The organism is Trichocoleus desertorum AS-A10 (assembly GCF_039962155.1).
Lineage (GTDB): Bacteria > Cyanobacteriota > Cyanobacteriia > FACHB-46 > FACHB-46 > Trichocoleus.
In genome coordinates this window covers 61,033-78,430 of record NZ_JAMPKN010000010.1, presented here as the reverse complement: position 1 = coordinate 78,430, position 17,398 = coordinate 61,033, and the positions used below count along the sequence as shown (strand labels likewise).

The following is a 17,398-nucleotide window of genomic DNA, read 5'->3' as shown; positions in this document are numbered from 1 at the left end:
CTCGTAGCCGCTTCGGAGTTAATCATGGTCAAATCCACTAGCCAGTTTGCTGAGTCTGATAGTCGCACCCCAACTCATCCGGGTGGTTTCTTGGTAATTGAGAACTTGGTCAAAGCTTATCCCACAGCGGGTGGGGGCGAGTCTGTCGTTTTAGATGGTATTGACTTGACCATTGGTGAAAATGAATTCATCTCTGTCATTGGTCACTCGGGTTGCGGTAAATCAACCTTGTTGAAGATTGTTGCGGGTTTAGAAACGGCCAGTGGTGGGTCTGTTAGGCTAGAAGGCAGAGAAATCCGCAAGCCAGGAGCCGAGCGGATGATGGTATTCCAACACTACTCTTTGTTGCCGTGGCTGACAGTCCGGGAAAACATTCGCTTAGCAGTAGATGAGGTGCTAAAGCGCGTCCCTGCTCGTGAGAAACAGCAGATCGTCAATGAACATTTGGCGATGGTGAATCTTACTGCTGCCGCCGACAAATATCCAGACGAAATTTCGGGTGGGATGAAGCAACGAGTCGGGATTGCGCGGGCGCTCGCGATTCGGCCCAAGATGCTGCTGATGGATGAACCGTTTGGGGCGCTGGATGCCTTGACGCGAGGCAAGTTGCAACGGCAAGTGCTGGATATTTGGGAGAACCAACGGCAGGCCGTAATGATGATTACCCACGATGTCGATGAGGCGCTTTATATGTCTGATCGCATCGTCATGATGACCAATGGCCCTGCGGCCAAGATTGGTGAAATTTTAGATGTCCCCTTTCCTCATCCCCGCGATCGCGCTGCAATGCGTAACTCTCGCGAGTATTTTGACCTCCGGAATTATGTGTTGAACTTCCTCGATCACTACTTCACTCAAGATTAGAGCAGGAGTTGAATTAGCTATGTTTACGATTGGCGATTCCGTACAACATCAAATGACTGGGCAGTTAGGCAAATTAGTGGGCTATGGTCATCAAATCTCGGAGCAAGGCGCTTATCTACCCACGCTACAAGTCCTAATGACCGATGAACTAGCGCTAACCCATCACCACGAAGTCCTCGAAGACCTCACCTCTGCCTGGATAGTCCGGCCACTTACTCGCTCTGGAGAGACAATTCCTGAGGCAGCATCCCTTCAGCAGGTTTAACCTCCAGTGGCAAAGTCACCGTGAAGGTAGAGCCAACTCCCACTTGAGAGGCCAACTCGACCTCACCTTGCAGCAGTTTAACTAATCGTGCCACGATCGCCAGTCCTAACCCTGTGCTATTCGACAGATAGGATTGGTTATTGGGCATGACTCGAAAATAGGGATCAAAAACCTGAGTTTGATTGTCAGGCTCAATCCCAACTCCTGTATCGCTAATCGCGATCGCCCAAGTTTGGTTGGGTTGGGTTTCACAGGTGATATGAATCGAGCCTGTCTCGGTATAGCGAATGGCGTTACTGAGCAGATTCATCAACACCTGCTGCAAGCGTAAAGCGTCAGTAACAACTTCTTCAGGAGCGCGATCGCAGTCAACTACTAACTGCAAGTCTTTGCTGCGAGCTAAAGGTTCAACAATTTCTAAAGTCTGCTGAATAATGCCTCGTATTTGAATTGGTGCTGGGTGCAGCTTCATCCTGCCAGCATCATACCGAGAAATTTCTAAAGCATCGTTAATCAAGTGGAGCAACTGCCGACCGCTGCGGAGAATGCGCTCAATGTGCTCCAACTCTTGATAGTTATCTTTATCTTCCTCTGGCTGTCGGTGTTTACGTAAAAACAGATCCGAGTAGCCAATGATGGAAGTTAAGGGAGTTTTGAGTTCATGGGCTAGGTGCGACAAATTCTCTTTGCTGGCCCGCACTAAACGAGTTAACTCTTGATTGGTGAGCTTCAGTTGCGTCTGTAGTTGCTCTAGTTCTTTCAGCCGTCCGTGGGTATAACTCTTAAAACAACGAGCGATCGCTTCATCAATTACCGTATCAATCAAACGCACAGCTCGCAGTAGTTCTTTGGGTGAACTTTGCAACAATCCGGTTTCCAAAGTTTCAAAGATCACGGCGCGTAGTAGACGGTACTCACGGGCGATTTCGGCTGGGTCAAATCCTTGCTCGGCGCGGACGATGCCATGTTCTAAACTGCTTTCGACTAGCTTTTGTAGGTCTCCTTCTCCGTCATTCGACAAAATGCTAGCCATTGCCTGCAAAACTTTGGGGAAGCTATTGCGCAGGGCTTTGTAAGTCAGCTCCTGAGCGATCTCGATCTGGCTATCCTGCCGTACCGCACTCACCCAATTTTGCTCAATGATCTCTATCTTGTCGGTCAGTAGTTGCCCAAAGTCCACCATATTGCTGCTTGCCGTTTGGCTGCGATCGCCTGCTGATTAGAAGTAGCTTAACCAGCCCGCGTTGACTCTCGCCTCGTACGAGGGAAAGAATTTTGCTGCCTTTGATTGGCTACCTCTTCAGCATTAAAGCTTACCTGACCAAGCTGGTAAGGCCGATAGACGGATTGGCGGCTGAAATATGTTGCGGAAAAACGACGGTGAAGGTAGAGCCTACATGCAACTCCGACACCAGTTGAATTTGACCCTGCAACAACTGCACCAATCGCGCCACGATGGCTAAGCCTAGGCCAGTACTCTCGGGCAATACCGAGGGGGAATGATCGTTGACTCGAAAGTAAGGATCAAAGACTCGTACTTGGTCTTCAGAACTAATGCCCAGCCCTGTATCAGCGATCGCGATCGACCAGCGTTGATCGGGTAAGCTGTGACACTGGACATGAACTGTCCCTGTATCGGTATAACGAATGGCGTTGCTAATCAAGTTAGTAATGACCTGCTGCAAGCGGAGAGGATCGGTTGCAATCTTGGCAGGAGCCGCATCGTAATCAATGTCTAGGGTCAGTCCTTTAGCTAGCGCTACGGGTTCTAGCATTTCCATCACACTATTGACGACTAAGCGCACATCAATTTCAGTCAGCTGAAGCTGCATGTTGCCTGCTTCGTAACGCGACAGCTCTAAAACATTATTGATCAAGCGCAATAGACCGCGGCCATGCCGTAGCACCCGCTCAATATTCTCAATACTCGGGAAGTTATCTTTTACTTCAAATTGTTGCCGCTGCTGCTGACGCAAGAAGAGTTCTGAGTAGCCAATGATGGAATTGAGCGGCGTTTTGAGTTCGTGGGCTAATAAAGAAAGATTCTCTTGGCTGGTGCGGACTAAACGGGTTAACTCTTGATTGGTGAGGGCAAGCTGGCTTTGCAGTTGGTCAAGTTCTCGGAGTCGCTCTTCTACATAACTCTTGAAGCATTGAGCGATCGCCTCATCCACCACCACGTCAATCAGCCGGAACGCTCGAATGATGGCGGCGGGCTCTGCCTGTAGTAACTCAGTCTGTAAAGCTGTGAAAATTTCTGAGCGCAACAGGCGATATTCCCGCGCAATTTCTCTGGGGTCAAATCCTTGCTCCGCCCGCCAAATCCCATGATTAAGACTGGCAGCTACTAGCTCCTGCACATTACTGTCCTGAGATTCACAAAGTACAGTAGCCATTGCGGCCAAGACGTGAGGAATATGATTGCGAATCGCTGTCGGAGAGAGGTCATCTGCACTTTCAATGTGCTGATCTTGATGCACTGCTTCTACCCACTGCTCAACTATGGCCTCAGTCTTCTCAACCAGGATTCGCCCAAAATCTTTCATCGTAAGAATCCGGAGGAGTGGTAGAAAAATCTTCTCTCTCTGGTATGAAGCCAGTCTAACGATTACCCATCTATTCCGCTAGTCGTAGAAACCGGAGTGGGAGTGCAGTATTGCTGCATGGCGGCGATATTGTTGATATTTGTCGCTTCAGAGCATCACTTCATCAATGCGATCGAGGTTTACTAACCAATCTGCTACCGGAGCGACTTCTAAATCACTAGAGTGACGCTGACAGCGGCCCGAAAACTGGCAATCGTCACAGCGTTCTATGGCTACGTTCACTTGGGGAAACGGTTCACCCTGCTGATATTGTTCAAGCCAGTCTGTGAGTTGCTGTAGCAGTTGCGTCAGCTCTTGTCGTGTCTGCTCATGCCAGGTGGAACTGTAGGGGAAGGTGAGGCTTTGGGGTAACGGAGCCTTCGTTGGGTCATCCTGAGCTTGCACGAACCAGTAAGTCAAAGAAATTTGTTCTGGTAAATAGGCACTAGTTTCTGCCAGCACAAATGGATATAGACGAGTTTGCCAATTGTGCGCGAGCCAGTTTTGCTGCGGCGGACGCGGGTAAGTTTTCCAGTCTAGAATTCTAGCTTGTTGCTCCTCCAACATGACCAAGTCATAAATCACCGTGATCGGATACCCTTGTACACTGCAAGTCCGACGGTGCTCGCTTTGTCGCCAAGTAGCATCTGAAGGAGTAGCCAGCCCGACAATTTCTGGAACTGCGGCTAGCAAGGTACTGACACAGTGCTGCATCTGAGCATCTTCTGCCATGATGGCGTCGATGGGTAATCCCAGTTCCCGCTGCTGCATTAATAAGTGGAAGCGGCTGCCCCATGACTGGTGGGCTTGTTGTTCTGGGGTGGAGGGTGAGCCGAGTTGCTCTAGATAAATATGTTGAAACTTCCGGGGACAACTCTCTAGCAGGTTCAATTGCCCCTGAGACAGCCGCAACTTAGGCTCGGCGCTGTCGGCGATCGCCCCATTGACTGCAGCGTTACTGGCAATGTTACTCACAATATTATTAGCAACATCGAAGTTAGTCTCCCAATGGCTCTGCATGATTACTCTCGCACTTTGGTCAAGACGAAAACGCTGCCTTCATTGCCCCGCCCGATGCGTAAGTCGGCATCGAGATAAGTAATATCTAGCCAGCCTTGCTGATCGCGGTCGGCAATACTAAAGTCGATCGCGAAGAATTTTTCCCCAGACTCCAGCCGTTGCACAAATTGAGATGGCCACTGATAGCCGAGCAGCCGCTGCAAACCCAACACAGAGCGCTCAAACTTTACCTCAACTCGTCGCTCCGAAACCGCTTGGAAGCGGGCTGCAACACTGACCAACCCTTCTAAGTAGGGCAAGCCATGCACTTCCGCTAAGTTATAGATCTTGGCTTCGGCAGCCCGAATGTATTGGTAAATCTGCCCTAACTTCAGCAAAGGAAATTGATCAATATTGAGTAGACCGCGACTGGTTGTGTAGAGTAAACGCCAGTTGCCGTCTAAAAGATCACTGGCTTCCGTCGGTCGTGGGGTAGGATTGCGGTCTTCCAATTGAGCGATCGCTGCTAATATAGCCAGTTGATCGCGCTCTGTGGCGAGCAAACCTCGATTCTTTCCTGCGATCGCTTCTAATAATTCTGCCTTGCCTAACATCGGAGCTGACCTCTACTAGCTGGTCTGAATCTTGATCGTGTTACAGCAACTTGATAAGTGTTAGAGCAACTTTACAAATCTTTTGAGGCCTTTCTTGACTTCAACCCAAATATCCGCTAGAGATGTCTTCACGAAATTCACCACTCGGTGGTAGACTCTGGGCATCTCCGTTCGTCAGAATAAAAAAGTAGCTACTCTAGGCCGAACCTTAGCATGTACAACCCTTCTTTGCGGCAGCACGCTCGCAGCGAACGCGCTCCCATCATTCCATTACAGCAAGAGTCTTCAATTTTAGACTGGCTGGAGGCAAATGGTCGTCTGTTGGCTCGCGATAGTCAAGATTTCGACTACTCCGATAATGAGGAGGAAATCGCCGAACTTATGGCGGTTGATGATGGCACCTATGACACCGATGACGATGACGACGATGCCCTCGATCTCGATGAATAGAGCGAGTTGGTATGCTCTAAGTTTGGCAATCGCCCAAATGGGTAAAATTTTGTCCTGAATTTCCAAAGATCAGCTCGAAATCTTTGGCATGTGTGGTGTGAAGTGAGATGACAATCCAGTGGACGCAAAACTATTTTCTGACCGATCCATCAAGCTGACTGGGACGATGCTGCTGCTAGCGCTGTGGACAGGACTGAGCTTTGCCGCCTCAGCGCTAGATTGGTTTGCCAACCGTCCCCTCTGGCAAGGGCTTTCGTTGACTTTGCCGTTGTGGATTTGTGGCCTAGTAACCGCCGCATTAGGTTACTGGGCTGTACCCTTGCTCCGGGCGCTGAAAACCGGGCAATTTATTCGGGAAGACGGACCCCAAGGCCACTTAAAGAAAGCAGGCACCCCAACGATGGGTGGCATTTTCTTTGTGCCTGCGGCGGTAGCGATCGCGCTGCTCTGGTCTGGGTTTAATGCAAATGTAGTAGCAGTCTCAGCCCTGACGCTCGGCTACGGTTTCATCGGTTGGCTAGACGACTGGCAAGTATTGCGCCGCAAGTCCAATAAAGGCATCTCGCCCCGAATGAAGCTCGCCCTGCAAGTCATGTTTGGCGGGCTGTTCTGTCTTTGGCTGATGCTGACTCAAGGTGAAAGCATTACCACGGTGGCTCTTCCTTTTGGATTGGCCCTGCCTTTAGGACTGCTATTTTGGCCCTTGGCTTGGTTTGTGTTGGTGTCGGAGAGTAATGCCACCAACCTCACCGATGGTCTTGATGGCCTGGCAGGCGGCACCGGAGCGATCGCTCTCTTGGGTCTAGGTGCTTTGGTCGCACCGACTCATCCCGAATTAATGCTATTTTGTGGTTGCCTCAGTGGTGGCTGTCTGGGCTTCTTAATGCATAACCGGAACCCCGCTCGCGTCTTCATGGGAGACACGGGTTCTTTAGCTTTAGGAGGAGCCTTAGCTGCGATCGCTCTAATCACCAATACTCTGTGGGCATTGCTAATTCTCGGGGGCCTCTTCCTAGCGGAAACCCTATCAGTAATCGCGCAAGTCAGCTATTTCAAGGCGACTAAAGGCCCTGACGGAGTCGGCAAGCGCCTATTCAAAATGGCCCCTCTACATCACCATCTAGAGCTTTCCGGTTGGTCAGAAAACCAAATTGTGTCACGGTTTTACCTAACAGGGGGATGTTTGGTTCTAGTGTGTCTACTGCTTCACCTCTTTGTTTAAGCGTCTCCTAAAACTGGATTAAATCTAAAAGTTCGGACTCCTTGCCAGGGGTTCGAATTTTTTTAGTGCCAGCTCGATTCCTTAAAACGAGTGAGAGATAGTACGAAGAGGAGTTAAACCATTCGAGCCAGTAACCTAAAGATTAAGTGAACTGCTGGTTGGATCTAGCCACTCCAAAGCTCATAGCGTTTATGGTTGGGAGCATCTAAGCAATTTCCCCCTGCACTTAGGGTTTATGATGCAATACGCACCTTCCCGCCCCCAATTTGAAGTTTTTCAAGTTTCTGGTCATCTCAATGGAGTCAATGCCACTGATTTGCAGAACCAGTTGAAGCATAAAGTTGCTTCGACCCCTGCACAGGACATATTAGTGGACATGGCTCAAGTAGATTCTCTAGACAGTTCTGGACTAATGGTGCTGGTTGGAGCGCTTAGCTTTGCCCAGCGTTTGGGCCGTCAGCTAGTTCTCTGCTCAATTTCACCTTCGGTCCGCATCATTTTTGAGCTGACTCAGCTCGACAAAGTCTTTCCGATTTTTGATAATCAAGCTGCCTTTGAAACGACGTTGCCCTAAATTTAGGGTGCATTTGCCTCACGCAGTTAGTTGTGGCTTATGGCGTGACTTATCTGAGTCAGTCACAGCTTAAGCTTGCATCCGTCTAACTTCTTCATTGGCTTCTAGCTGAAATCTTAAGTTTTGGTTGTATTCTTCGACGTGCTTCAGTTCTGCTAACTTACGCAGAATCGTTTTAGTAAAGTTCTCGGCGTCAGGGAGCTGGTCGGCAATTTGTGCCGTCTCCACTTCAATCTCAATCATCTTGATCATGCGTGAGTACTCACTAACCAGCCGCTGGTTATTACTCATCTGCTTACTCAAGATGCCTACGGCACTTGTGGTGCGACGAATCCGGTTGGCATAAAGCTTGTCATCAAACTGCAACATTTTACGTTTGAGCGAGCCCAGTTGGCTGATCAGCGCCTGGTTCGCAGCAGACTCATGCTTTAGTTCGCCCAAACGCTGCTCTAAGCTGTATTTCTGAGTAAGGAGTTTCTGGTCGGCGAGTAAGCGTGACTCCTCCTGCACATTCATTTGCAGCGGAGGACTTGTTAGCTGAGCCGTATGAGCGAGCTTCGCGTAGAGTAAGAGACTAGCTGCACTCAGCATTGATAGCAGGAAGATATTGGCCCCAGTCAACAGTAGAGACAAAAACACAGTGGCGGAAACGGTGCCACGAGTGGCCACTAAATAACCAGGGCTAGGCACAGGTGAAGGTAAAAGATAATCGCTCCCTGTCGTATGGTTGGTAATTGCGATTAGCTTTTTCAGGACATAGCCTTGGGTGGTATAGAGCAGCGAAATCATATCGCCACGACGCACCGGAATCCCATCCTCTGCTCCTGGAACGGAAAACTTCAAGACTTGAAGACTTCTGCTGGGTGTGATGATGCGGAATTCATAGTGCCGTTTATAGAACCTAGGCAGCTTAGCGGTGAGGTAAAGCAGCACCTCTCGCATAGAATTTCGTTGAGAAAGCTTGCCATAAACCACACCATATTTGCGTTGGCAGGAGGTGCATCTCAACTGAGGAATGCTGTCATAGTTGAGAGTACCCAGGGGTGTCAGACACGATGGGCATTGAATTGACCGTTTCATAAAGAGGGGGCTCTGACAGAGCCAAGTTTCAAGCTTGCCTGAATAGAAACAGTGCTACATGCGAGCAGCACGTCAGTAGATCGATTCTAGTGCTTGGGTTTAAAAGTGGGTGGGAGAATTTGCAAGTAGAAGAATTTGTAACAGAAGCCGCGATCGCCCCTATAAATTGCCCTGTAAATGGCTCCATAAGATTGCCCCATAAATCGCCAAGATCGATTGTCTAACTAGATGCCTAACTAGATCGCCCCAGTCAAAGGAAAAGTTTTTTATAAAGAATATTAGATGCGGAATGACTCAATAGAGTCATGTGGTATTCAACAAGCTATCCTGACCATTCAAGCTTTTGTCTCGGTGTAAAGGTCTATGTTTGAGCCTTAAATAAGGCTTAGTCAATGACCCTGTTCTACCCTCTAGGATCACCCTTATGAATCCCGCTTTGCAGACCAGTACCACCCCCACTGCTGAACAACTAGCCCAAACGAAGCAAGCGATCGCTGCTTACGTTGCCACTATTGATGCCAACCCAGATCGTCGTTCGGGTGCCTACCCCTACTACCTCTTTCACGAACCTGGGCAAACTGTCCATGGCACTATCCTGATGTTTCATGGTTTCAGTGCAAAACCCCATCAAATGTGGCGCTTGGCTGATTACTTATTCCGGAATGGGTTCAATGTTTATCAAGCAACCCTAGCCGGTCATGCCTTTGCGCTGCCCAATAAATATTGGCCCCAAGTTGATCTCAAGCCTGAGCTTGCCGAGCCTTTACGCCGGAAAGTTCAGCAAGACCCCGTTTTACAAAACTATTTTGCTAATCTATCGGCTAACCCCAGCGATCGCCGCCCCAGCGCGACCCAACGTATCGCTTTACTAGCAAGGTTGCTAGCCATTGAGCCTCGCCTGCTAGATATTATGCAAGCTATTAGCCGGCCAGATGATCCTGACTTTGAGCGCTACTTTATCTCCTCTCACCTAGACTACCTGAGCGAAGCAAAAGCTCGATTGGCTGAATTGGATGCGCTCCCAGGCCCAGTTTATACGGTGGGTTTGTCAGTTGGGGGTGCTGTCGCTCTAGGTCTTGCTGCAGCTCGTCCCGATCGCATCGATCGCGTTGTGGCTTATGCCCCTCTCCTCAAAGTTGATGGAGAAGAACATCGGCAATATGTAAATATGGCAGGTCCGCTGGATATCAAAGAACTAGGTTGGGACCCTAATCTGCAATTCCCCGTGGGAGCGCTAACGGCAGCCGATCGCTTTGGTAGCTCCTTTGTCCTGAACTCCAAGCAAACTCGTACCTTACAACATATTCCCACCTTCTTAGTGCTGACTGAGAACGAGGATGCGGCTGATGTGGAGACGAATCAAACTTTCTTTCAGGAAATCAGTGGTAATCACCAAGGGCATTGCTCTTACCTATACCCAGCTCAAGACTTAGTGCCTCACCCAATGGTGGACCCCACTGAGGTAAGCCAGAATATGAGTAATCGTTTCTGGCAAAGTCTTTACCAGGAGACATTCCGTTTCCTGACGCAGGGTAAGGTGAACTTAGGTAATATGAGTAATCTAGAACAAGCGGCTGATCTGCCTCTCGTACCCGCTGTTCAATAGACTGGATTAATCTGCGTAACTACACAGCGCCTACTTGACTAACTCTATTTTGATGGCATACTTCCTTGGCTAAATGGCCGAGGAAGTTTTGTTGATTGGGCTTATGGTTTTAGCTTGAGGTGTTTGAATTATTTAGTAGATAACAAGGTGCTTAAGGTCGAAAAGCTGTACCTGAGCTGGTAAAAAACGCGATCGCCCTAAATTACAAACTCAGCTCATTGACGAAAAGTATAGTAGGATACAAAATAATTGCGCATATCAACAAAAATAGACGAAGGTTAATTTTGCTAACCTTTCGTTGCCTTGTTATTCCATGTATAAATTTTTTTGATAGCAGAAGCAGCCTAAAAGGCATGACAACTTATGTTTTAATCAACTAAAGTGAAGAAGTGTATCGGCTTGTAGCCCTCAGGTAACCTTTATGACAGGTGTTGTACCCGCAAGTTTGCATCTCTACGAGTTATATCGGAGTCAAACAGGGCTTTCCGTTCCATCTTCATCAGGGCTGACAGTATTTTGCGACTTTGATGGTCCAATTATTGATGTTTCAGAGCGCTACTACAGTACCTATCAACTAGGACTCGCCGATACTCAAGCGACTTACCAAGCTCAAGGAACTACCTTACCCATTCAGCTACTCAGTAAAGAACAGTTCTGGCAGATGAAACAAGATCGAGTGCCAGATGTGGAGATCGCAATGCGCTCTGGACTCGTTCAACAATCGCAAATTGACGTGTTTTTACAGCGAGTTGGCCAAATCGTAAATCAGCCGACCCTGCTTCAGAAGGATCGGTTGCAGCCAGGAGTGCGCTGGGCGCTCAAACTACTGCATACAAAAGGTATCAGGCTGGTTTTAGTGACGCTACGATGCCAACAGCAAGCGACTCAGATCTTGCAAGAATATGGTTTGGCAGATTTGTTTAGTGGTATCTATGGCGCTGATAACGACCAAGCGGCTTACCAAAACTACGCTGACTACAAAACTCAGCTGTTAGTCAAAGCTGCGCTGGAGCAAGGGTTGCGCGGTGACTTGGGTCAGTCATCCTGGATGATTGGAGATACCGAGGCCGATATTTTGGCTGGACAAGCGTTAAAGATTCCCACAATCGCCTTGACTTGTGGGATTCGCAGCAGACGTTATGTAGAGCGATTGCAACCCACCTGCATCCTCAGCGATCTCGTATCTGCGGTGCAGCATGTCGTGACTTGCTATCATCTAGTCCAAGCCTAAAATCCTACAAGCTAAGAATTGTAGGTTTAAGGTTGTTCTAGCAGGCCCATATGCTCCCACCAACGGTTGAGAGGGAAGTAAACGACGGGAGCCCAAAGACTACTCAAAATTGCTGAACTCAAAGCAGTGCGCTGGTGATATGTCCAGATTTCGGCTAGGGTCCGCATGGCTTGAACCGATGCACCATCAAACTTTTGCAGACTAAATTGAATGGCAATCACAGTTTCTGCTAAGACAGCCATACCAAAAACAATCAGTGCTACAGAGATAAAGTCTTCTTCGATGTATCGCTGCTTCTGTAGGCGAGCCGTTAAGACACCCACTACTATCAAACTTAAAACGTGAGTGGGATGAGGAGCCGTCATACCATCTTGCAGGAGCCCTAAGACTAATCCAGCGATCGCTCCTTGAAACACAGTCCGCTTAACGCTCCAAGCAACGACCCAGATTAGCAACCAGTTAGGACCAATGCCTGCTAGTTCCAGACCTGGAAAGCGTAGAGGCAGAGCCAGTAGGCATAAAAGCACAGAGACAACTGTTACAGTCCAATTTAAGAGCGAGCGATGATAAGCAGAACCTTTCAGCAGGTTTTTAAAGGAATCATTCCTCATGGGATATTCGACTTTGGAGTTGCGGGCGTAGAATTTTGAACTTCGGCTTGGGTAGGATAAACGATTACCCATTCCAAGTAACTGATAGGGGCAGATAGCTCAATCACTGCTTCAGGCGCAGGGCTTTTATTCAGGTTGACTGACTCGACCCGCCCCACGGGCATACCGGATGGAAAAAGCTGACTGAATGTGGAAGTAGAAATCACATCGCCACGCCGCACATCTGGAACTTTGTCAAAGAATTCCATCACTGCTCGGTTACCTGCTTGGCCTCGCATGAACCCCGTGTATCGGCTGCGACTTACAACCACCCCAACTCGGCTAGTGGGATCACTAATGAGCAGAACGCGACTAGTATGAGGAGTGCTGCTGACGATCCGACCGACCAAGCCTCCAGGCCCAGCGACCACATGCCCTACCTGTAAGCCATCTTTGCTACCGCGACCCAAGGTAACTTGTTGCCACCAATGGTCAGCGCTACGCCCAATTACCGGAGCAGCAATTCCCTTTTGAGGTGTAGCAGAGGCATAACCGAGTAAATCTTGAAGCTTTTGATTTTGGCTTTCTAGCTCCACTAAGCGTTGTTGGAGTTCTAGAACCCGCGCGTTGGCAATTTGCTCTTCGGGGTTCGGAGCGCCTTGGAAAGGGCGAGTCAGACCTTGATAAACTTCTAGAATTGCTGCTCCTTGGGTTTCCCGCACTACCCAAGCTGTACCGAGGGTAAGACCCACCAGCAACATTCTTACGCCATATCGATCCCACCAGCGACGCAGTGTATACATGCAATCTAAACTATCTTGGTTTGAACTTACTTTCTAGGAATCCTTAGCTTGCTGAAATGGTTTCCTTGGCTGCAGGTTAGTGCTTAAGGCAAAGGAAGGTTAACAAATGCGATCGCCCAGCAGTGATGGCAGATTTAAGGGCCTCATAAGATTTGCAGGGCAACGCTGGGCCTAGTGGATTGCTCAAATTGAGTCTAGGACCTGAAGACCTCAATCCCAGGAGACCCAAGTAGACTGAGGCAGAGCAATATCGCTCTCCAAACTAGGGAAGTGCGCGATCGCTTAAGGTCGCTGGGCTGAGACACCCGCCAGCCCGGAAACACGTCAATTTGATGTTGTTACATATGGCGAGAGCGACCGCTGAATACTCGTTCTAGCTGCTTGAAGTTCTCTAACACCCGACCTGTGCCTAATACGACACAGCTCAGGGGATCGGCAGCAACGTGAACTACAATGCCAGTTTCGTGACTAATCAGGGTATCAATGCCTTTTAATAGGGCACCTCCTCCAGCCAACATGATCCCGCGGTCAATGATATCCGCTGCCAGTTCAGGGGGAGTGCGCTCTAAGGTACGCTTAACAGCCTCAACAATCACTAATAGAGGCTCAGACATACTTTCGCGAATTTCTGGCCCCTTGATCGTAACGGTGCGAGGCAATCCAGAGAGTAAATGCAGACCCCGAACTTCCATCATGGCTTCATCAACTTCGTTGGTGGGGTAAGCGGAACCGATGCGGATCTTAATTTCCTCCGCTGTGCGTTCCCCAATCACCAAGTTATGAACTTTCTTCATGTACTGAGTGATTGATTCACTCAGCTCATCACCCGCGACTCGAACAGATTCACTCAGAACTGTTCCTTGTAAGCTTAAAACTGCGACTTCAGTGGTGCCGCCACCAATATCGATAATCATGTTACCGGTAGGTTCTGCCACAGGCAGTCCCGCTCCGATCGCGGCGGCAACTGGCTCATCAATCAGGTAAACTTCACGGGCACCCGCTTGAGAAGCTGCTTCCATGACCGCCCGACGTTCTACCCCTGTAACCCCACTAGGAATGCCAATGACGATCCGGGGTGAAACCAGCGTGCGACCTTCATGCACCCGCCGAATAAAATGCTTCAACATCAGTTCTGCGGTGTCGAAGTCAGCAATCACACCATCCCGCAGGGGACGCAGAGCAACTACATTCCCAGGGGTCCGTCCCAGCATCTTTTTGGCATCTTCCCCGACCGCCAAAGGAATCCGGTCATCTTGGTCAATCGCCACCACTGAAGGTTCTTGGAGAACGATGCCTTTACCTGATACATAAACTAGTGTGTTCGCGGTACCGAGGTCGATACCCATGTCCCGAGATAAGGAAAAACGACTGAAAAGACCCACTAGTTTCTACGCCCCTAAACGAAATGCTGCTGCGCCTGAATACAATGTAGCCGAGGTGGATTTTATTACGTTTTTTATCCTGAGTCTAGTTAGATTCAGGTTAACTGTAAATCCCATTAATTACGCTAAGTTTGACGAATCTTTAGTCACATTCCTAGGAGTGGAGGCTGAAATCAGGATGAATTTTGAATTTATCTGATCTTGATAACTTTTATCTTAACGACTATTTGTGCTCTCACTAACAAATCTACAACCTTTATTGGGTGATAAATTGAGGCTCAAGATTAGTAAAAGCGCTAAAATTTTTGAACCACTTGTTCAGCTACTAGAAAGAGCGCGATCGCAAAACCAGTCATCAACCAGAAAGCTGCGATCGCACCTAGAAAACATTCGATATACTATAGGTACGCTTGTACTAACCGTTGTAATTATAATCCTATGAGTCTTAACGTTGTCACTTTGGTCGGTCGGGTAGGCGGAGATCCAGATGTCAAATTTTTTGAATCGGGTAGCGTAGTTTGTAATTTGACCCTAGCAGTGGACCGACGGACCCGTAATAATGACCAGCCAGACTGGTTCAATTTGGAGTTGTGGGGCAAAACAGCACAAGTAGCGGCTGACTATGTGCGTAAAGGCAGCTTGATCGGCGTGAGCGGGGCGCTCAAGTTTGAGTCTTGGCAAGATCGCAATACAGGTGCAACACGTTCTAAGCCTGTAATTCGCGTCGATCGCCTAGAACTGCTAGGCTCCAAGCGAGACAATGACGCTGGTTCTATGAACAATTACGGCGGCGATGATGAGTTTTAGCGAAGTTGCCTGAGGCTTGCGCCTGAGCTTGTGATTGTGATGGGTAGGGGCAGGTACAAGACCTGCCCTTTTATGTTGGGGCTTCTGAGCAGAAGCCCCTAGGACGTCACCCACGAGAGGTGCCCCTAATACCGAATCTCTAGGGTGACGCTGGCATCAATTTCTTGCTCGCCACCCACTACAGGCGTATCAGCCATTTCAGCTCGCTGCAATTTAGAGAATGCCATGACAGGCCGAGGCGGTGGAGTGCTGGCTCCGTTGACCTGGATACTGACGATTTCCTGGGCCGTGAAGTTGAGCGCTTCCAAAACAGCGTTGGCTTGCTGTTGGGCATCTTGGGTGGCTTCGCGTAGCGCTTGTTTCTGAGCGGCTGCGATCGCGGGGTCTGGAGCCACAAAACTCACACCGTTGACTCGCGTCGCTCCTGCTTTGACTGCGTCATCAATAATGGTGCCTGCGCGTTGGGTATCGACGCGGAAGCTAACCGTATTGGTGGCGATGTAACCAACTAAACGTTGGGTGTTGTTCTCGTAACTGTAGTTAGGATTCAGGGTGATGCCTGTAGTTTGCAGTTTCTCCACATTGCGTGCCTTGAGCAATGCCACGACTGCCGAGGAGCGCTTGGCAGCTTCTTGCTGCACAGCTTCCGCGGTTTTGCCTTGCACTTCTACGCCTAGCTCAACTTGAGTCAAGGTGGTAGGAATTGTTTCGATGCCACGGCCAGTGACGGTGAGGGTTCTTAGCATTCTCTCTGCGGCTCTCTCTTGAGCGAGAACAGGGTTGGCAAAAGTGAGGCTCAGTATTCCTAGGGCGATTGGTAAGGCTGTCCAGCGCTGCCAGGAACGGGACGGACGCTGGGATATCTGGGCTTGGTACATAAAATAGTTTCTCCTCACGATCGCAAGTATGGGAATAAATGGCTTTGATGTTCCTAATCTGTCATCCCCAGTGGTACAAAGTCTGATTGGTTACATTTTTAGAAACTTACAGACTGGGTAACAGAGGAAAGCGATCGCGATGGCTTATTGGTTGTTGAAGAGTGAACCCCAAGTTTATAGCTATGCAGACTTGGAGCGAGATGGCCGCACGATTTGGGATGGAGTGAACAATAATCTAGCGTTGAAGCACATCCGCGCCATGCAGCCGGGAGACTTAGCGCTGATTTACCACACAGGCGACGAGCGCAGCGCAGCGGGCATTGCTGAGGTGGTGAGCGAGCCTTATGCTGACCCCGCCTTAGCTGACCCCAAGCGAGCGGTCGTGGATGTGAAAGCAGTGCGATCGCTGCCGCAACCTGTGACTTTGGCGCAAATTAAGCAAGACAGCAGCTTTGAAGGCTTTGATTTATTGCGGATTAGTCGGCTTTCGGTGGTGCCCGTTTCGCCTGAACATTGGCAACGAATTCTGCAACTGGCAGGGGAGTCCTCCTAGAATCATCTGTAGGCGCTCCATCCTCACTCGCATTTCTGTCATTCATGGCTTACCACCTTTCTGCCGCCAAGTTGCAAACCTACCATCGCTGTGCCCAGTCCTACTATTTTCGTTACGAACGAGGGATTAAAACGGCTGCTTTTTTTGGGTCTGCGTCTCTCGGTACAGCGCTACACGAGGCTTTAGCGCAGATCTACCGCGATTGGCACTATCAAGACCCGATTCCCGGACTCGATTGGGTGGAATACTGCTGGAGCCAGCACACTCAAGGACTCAGCCCTACTCAGGTGACAGATGGGCAGGTGATGTTGCAGCGCTATCATGAGCGCTTTATGGCTAGCCAAACTGCGATCGCGCGTCCAGTAGCTGTGGAAGGTAAAATTCAAGGATCGCTCCAAGTCGAGAATCTAGAATTTACTTTGGCAGGACGCTACGATCGCCTCGATTATTTAGCCGATGGGTTGGAACTGATCGACTACAAATCCAACAAAGACACTAAACTGTTAGACCCAGCAGAGATGAATCTGCAAATTGGGCTGTACTACTTGGCTTTAGAGCAAACTTATCCGCAAACGCTGCGCCGCTTGAGCTTAATTTATCTCCGCACAGGCGAGAAAATTAGCTTTGAAGTGACTCCAGAACATAAACAACGAGTAGAATCTGCCATTAGTGATTTGGCACTACGCTTGCGAACGGATGCAGCCTGGGAACCTACAACTGGCGGGCACTGCGATCGCTGCACCTATGCTCGCTATTGCCCAGGGGTGCAAGCGGAACCAGAACCATTGCCGATGGATGCCAAACCCCGACCAGAACTACAGTTGGCCCTGAGCTTAGCACTGGATTCGGCAAGCTAAAGACTTTCGGGGTGCTGGTGGCATTCAGCGGGTTAACA

Annotated in this window: 19 protein-coding genes; 10 read left to right on the top strand and 9 right to left on the bottom strand. The window is 49.3% G+C overall.

Features of this window, described 5'->3' with window-relative positions; genetic code table 11:
• Positions 1 to 24: 24 nt before the first annotated feature.
• Both NDA01_RS15055 and NDA01_RS15050 read left to right on the top strand, forming a co-directional pair.
• Positions 25 to 864 carry an ABC transporter ATP-binding protein gene (locus NDA01_RS15055; RefSeq protein ID WP_190549324.1) on the top strand — a complete coding sequence of 280 codons (840 nt, stop codon included), beginning with the start codon at positions 25 to 27 and terminating at the stop codon, positions 862 to 864.
• 19 nt (positions 865 to 883) lie between these two features.
• Positions 884 to 1,129, top strand: coding sequence for a hypothetical protein (locus tag NDA01_RS15050; RefSeq protein WP_190549326.1), 246 nt, complete (start codon positions 884 to 886; stop codon positions 1,127 to 1,129).
• On the opposite strand, the gene NDA01_RS15045 is transcribed toward NDA01_RS15050, so the two are convergent.
• From NDA01_RS15045 to NDA01_RS15030, 4 genes are all read right to left on the bottom strand, one after another.
• Positions 1,077 to 2,312: a sensor histidine kinase gene (locus NDA01_RS15045; RefSeq protein WP_190549328.1), complete on the bottom strand. Its 1,236-nt coding sequence runs from the start codon at positions 2,310 to 2,312 to the stop codon at positions 1,077 to 1,079. The two genes, NDA01_RS15050 and NDA01_RS15045, sit on opposite strands and share 53 nt — an antisense overlap.
• Positions 2,313 to 2,442: 130 nt before the next feature.
• Complete coding sequence (locus NDA01_RS15040; protein ID WP_190560618.1) at positions 2,443 to 3,675, bottom strand: sensor histidine kinase; 1,233 nt, start codon at positions 3,673 to 3,675, stop codon at positions 2,443 to 2,445.
• Between the two features lie 147 nt (positions 3,676 to 3,822).
• Positions 3,823 to 4,734, bottom strand: coding sequence for a PD-(D/E)XK nuclease family protein (locus tag NDA01_RS15035; RefSeq protein ID WP_348228565.1), 912 nt, complete (start codon positions 4,732 to 4,734; stop codon positions 3,823 to 3,825).
• 2 nt (positions 4,735 to 4,736) lie between these two features.
• A complete protein-coding gene (locus NDA01_RS15030; RefSeq protein ID WP_190549334.1) occupies positions 4,737 to 5,327 on the bottom strand; it encodes a PAP/fibrillin family protein in 591 nt (196 codons plus the stop codon).
• A 213-nt stretch (positions 5,328 to 5,540) separates the two neighbouring features.
• On the opposite strand from NDA01_RS15030, the gene NDA01_RS15025 reads away from it, so the two are divergent.
• The 3 genes from NDA01_RS15025 to NDA01_RS15015 all read left to right on the top strand — a co-directional run bounded on the left by NDA01_RS15025 (position 5,541) and on the right by NDA01_RS15015 (position 7,573).
• The gene (locus tag NDA01_RS15025) at positions 5,541 to 5,777 is read left to right on the top strand and encodes a DUF3134 domain-containing protein (protein WP_190432510.1); all 237 of its coding nucleotides are present in this window, start codon (positions 5,541 to 5,543) and stop codon (positions 5,775 to 5,777) included.
• A gap of 118 nt (positions 5,778 to 5,895) precedes the next feature.
• Positions 5,896 to 6,999: a phospho-N-acetylmuramoyl-pentapeptide-transferase gene (gene mraY / locus NDA01_RS15020; RefSeq protein WP_190432512.1), complete on the top strand. Its 1,104-nt coding sequence runs from the start codon at positions 5,896 to 5,898 to the stop codon at positions 6,997 to 6,999.
• 235 nt (positions 7,000 to 7,234) lie between these two features.
• The gene (locus NDA01_RS15015) at positions 7,235 to 7,573 is read left to right on the top strand and encodes an STAS domain-containing protein (RefSeq protein WP_242065539.1); all 339 of its coding nucleotides are present in this window, start codon (positions 7,235 to 7,237) and stop codon (positions 7,571 to 7,573) included.
• 69 nt (positions 7,574 to 7,642) lie between these two features.
• On the opposite strand, the gene NDA01_RS15010 is transcribed toward NDA01_RS15015, so the two are convergent.
• Positions 7,643 to 8,653, bottom strand: a complete 1,011-nt coding sequence (locus tag NDA01_RS15010; protein ID WP_348228564.1) for a hypothetical protein — start codon at positions 8,651 to 8,653, stop codon at positions 7,643 to 7,645.
• Between the two features lie 424 nt (positions 8,654 to 9,077).
• Between NDA01_RS15010 and NDA01_RS15005 the strand changes: the two genes are divergently transcribed.
• Together NDA01_RS15005 and NDA01_RS15000 are read left to right on the top strand one after the other, a co-directional pair.
• Complete coding sequence (locus tag NDA01_RS15005) at positions 9,078 to 10,259, top strand: alpha/beta fold hydrolase (protein ID WP_348228563.1); 1,182 nt, start codon at positions 9,078 to 9,080, stop codon at positions 10,257 to 10,259.
• 421 nt (positions 10,260 to 10,680) lie between these two features.
• Positions 10,681 to 11,490 carry an HAD family hydrolase gene (locus NDA01_RS15000; RefSeq protein ID WP_348228562.1) on the top strand — a complete coding sequence of 270 codons (810 nt, stop codon included), beginning with the start codon at positions 10,681 to 10,683 and terminating at the stop codon, positions 11,488 to 11,490.
• A gap of 26 nt (positions 11,491 to 11,516) precedes the next feature.
• Here the strand turns inward: NDA01_RS15000 and mreD are convergent, their stop codons facing one another.
• The 3 genes from mreD to NDA01_RS14985 form a co-directional block, all read right to left on the bottom strand.
• Positions 11,517 to 12,101: a rod shape-determining protein MreD gene (mreD, locus tag NDA01_RS14995; RefSeq protein WP_190432518.1), complete on the bottom strand. Its 585-nt coding sequence runs from the start codon at positions 12,099 to 12,101 to the stop codon at positions 11,517 to 11,519.
• The gene (mreC, locus tag NDA01_RS14990) at positions 12,098 to 12,883 is read right to left on the bottom strand and encodes a rod shape-determining protein MreC (RefSeq protein WP_190549342.1); all 786 of its coding nucleotides are present in this window, start codon (positions 12,881 to 12,883) and stop codon (positions 12,098 to 12,100) included. The genes mreD and mreC overlap by 4 nt, the downstream gene beginning before the upstream one ends.
• 338 nt (positions 12,884 to 13,221) lie before the next feature.
• A complete protein-coding gene (locus NDA01_RS14985) occupies positions 13,222 to 14,229 on the bottom strand; it encodes a rod shape-determining protein (RefSeq protein WP_190432522.1) in 1,008 nt (335 codons plus the stop codon).
• 474 nt (positions 14,230 to 14,703) lie between these two features.
• Here NDA01_RS14985 and NDA01_RS14980 point away from each other — a divergent pair, with 474 nt between their 5' ends.
• Positions 14,704 to 15,072: a single-stranded DNA-binding protein gene (locus NDA01_RS14980; protein WP_190432524.1), complete on the top strand. Its 369-nt coding sequence runs from the start codon at positions 14,704 to 14,706 to the stop codon at positions 15,070 to 15,072.
• A 125-nt stretch (positions 15,073 to 15,197) separates the two neighbouring features.
• Here the strand turns inward: NDA01_RS14980 and NDA01_RS14975 are convergent, their stop codons facing one another.
• Complete coding sequence (locus NDA01_RS14975; RefSeq protein WP_190549344.1) at positions 15,198 to 15,950, bottom strand: SIMPL domain-containing protein; 753 nt, start codon at positions 15,948 to 15,950, stop codon at positions 15,198 to 15,200.
• A 139-nt stretch (positions 15,951 to 16,089) separates the two neighbouring features.
• Between NDA01_RS14975 and NDA01_RS14970 the strand changes: the two genes are divergently transcribed.
• Positions 16,090 to 16,503: an EVE domain-containing protein gene (locus NDA01_RS14970; protein WP_348228561.1), complete on the top strand. Its 414-nt coding sequence runs from the start codon at positions 16,090 to 16,092 to the stop codon at positions 16,501 to 16,503.
• A 44-nt stretch (positions 16,504 to 16,547) separates the two neighbouring features.
• Positions 16,548 to 17,360 carry a RecB family exonuclease gene (locus NDA01_RS14965; RefSeq protein WP_348228560.1) on the top strand — a complete coding sequence of 271 codons (813 nt, stop codon included), beginning with the start codon at positions 16,548 to 16,550 and terminating at the stop codon, positions 17,358 to 17,360.
• The last annotated feature ends 38 nt before the right edge of the window (positions 17,361 to 17,398 follow it).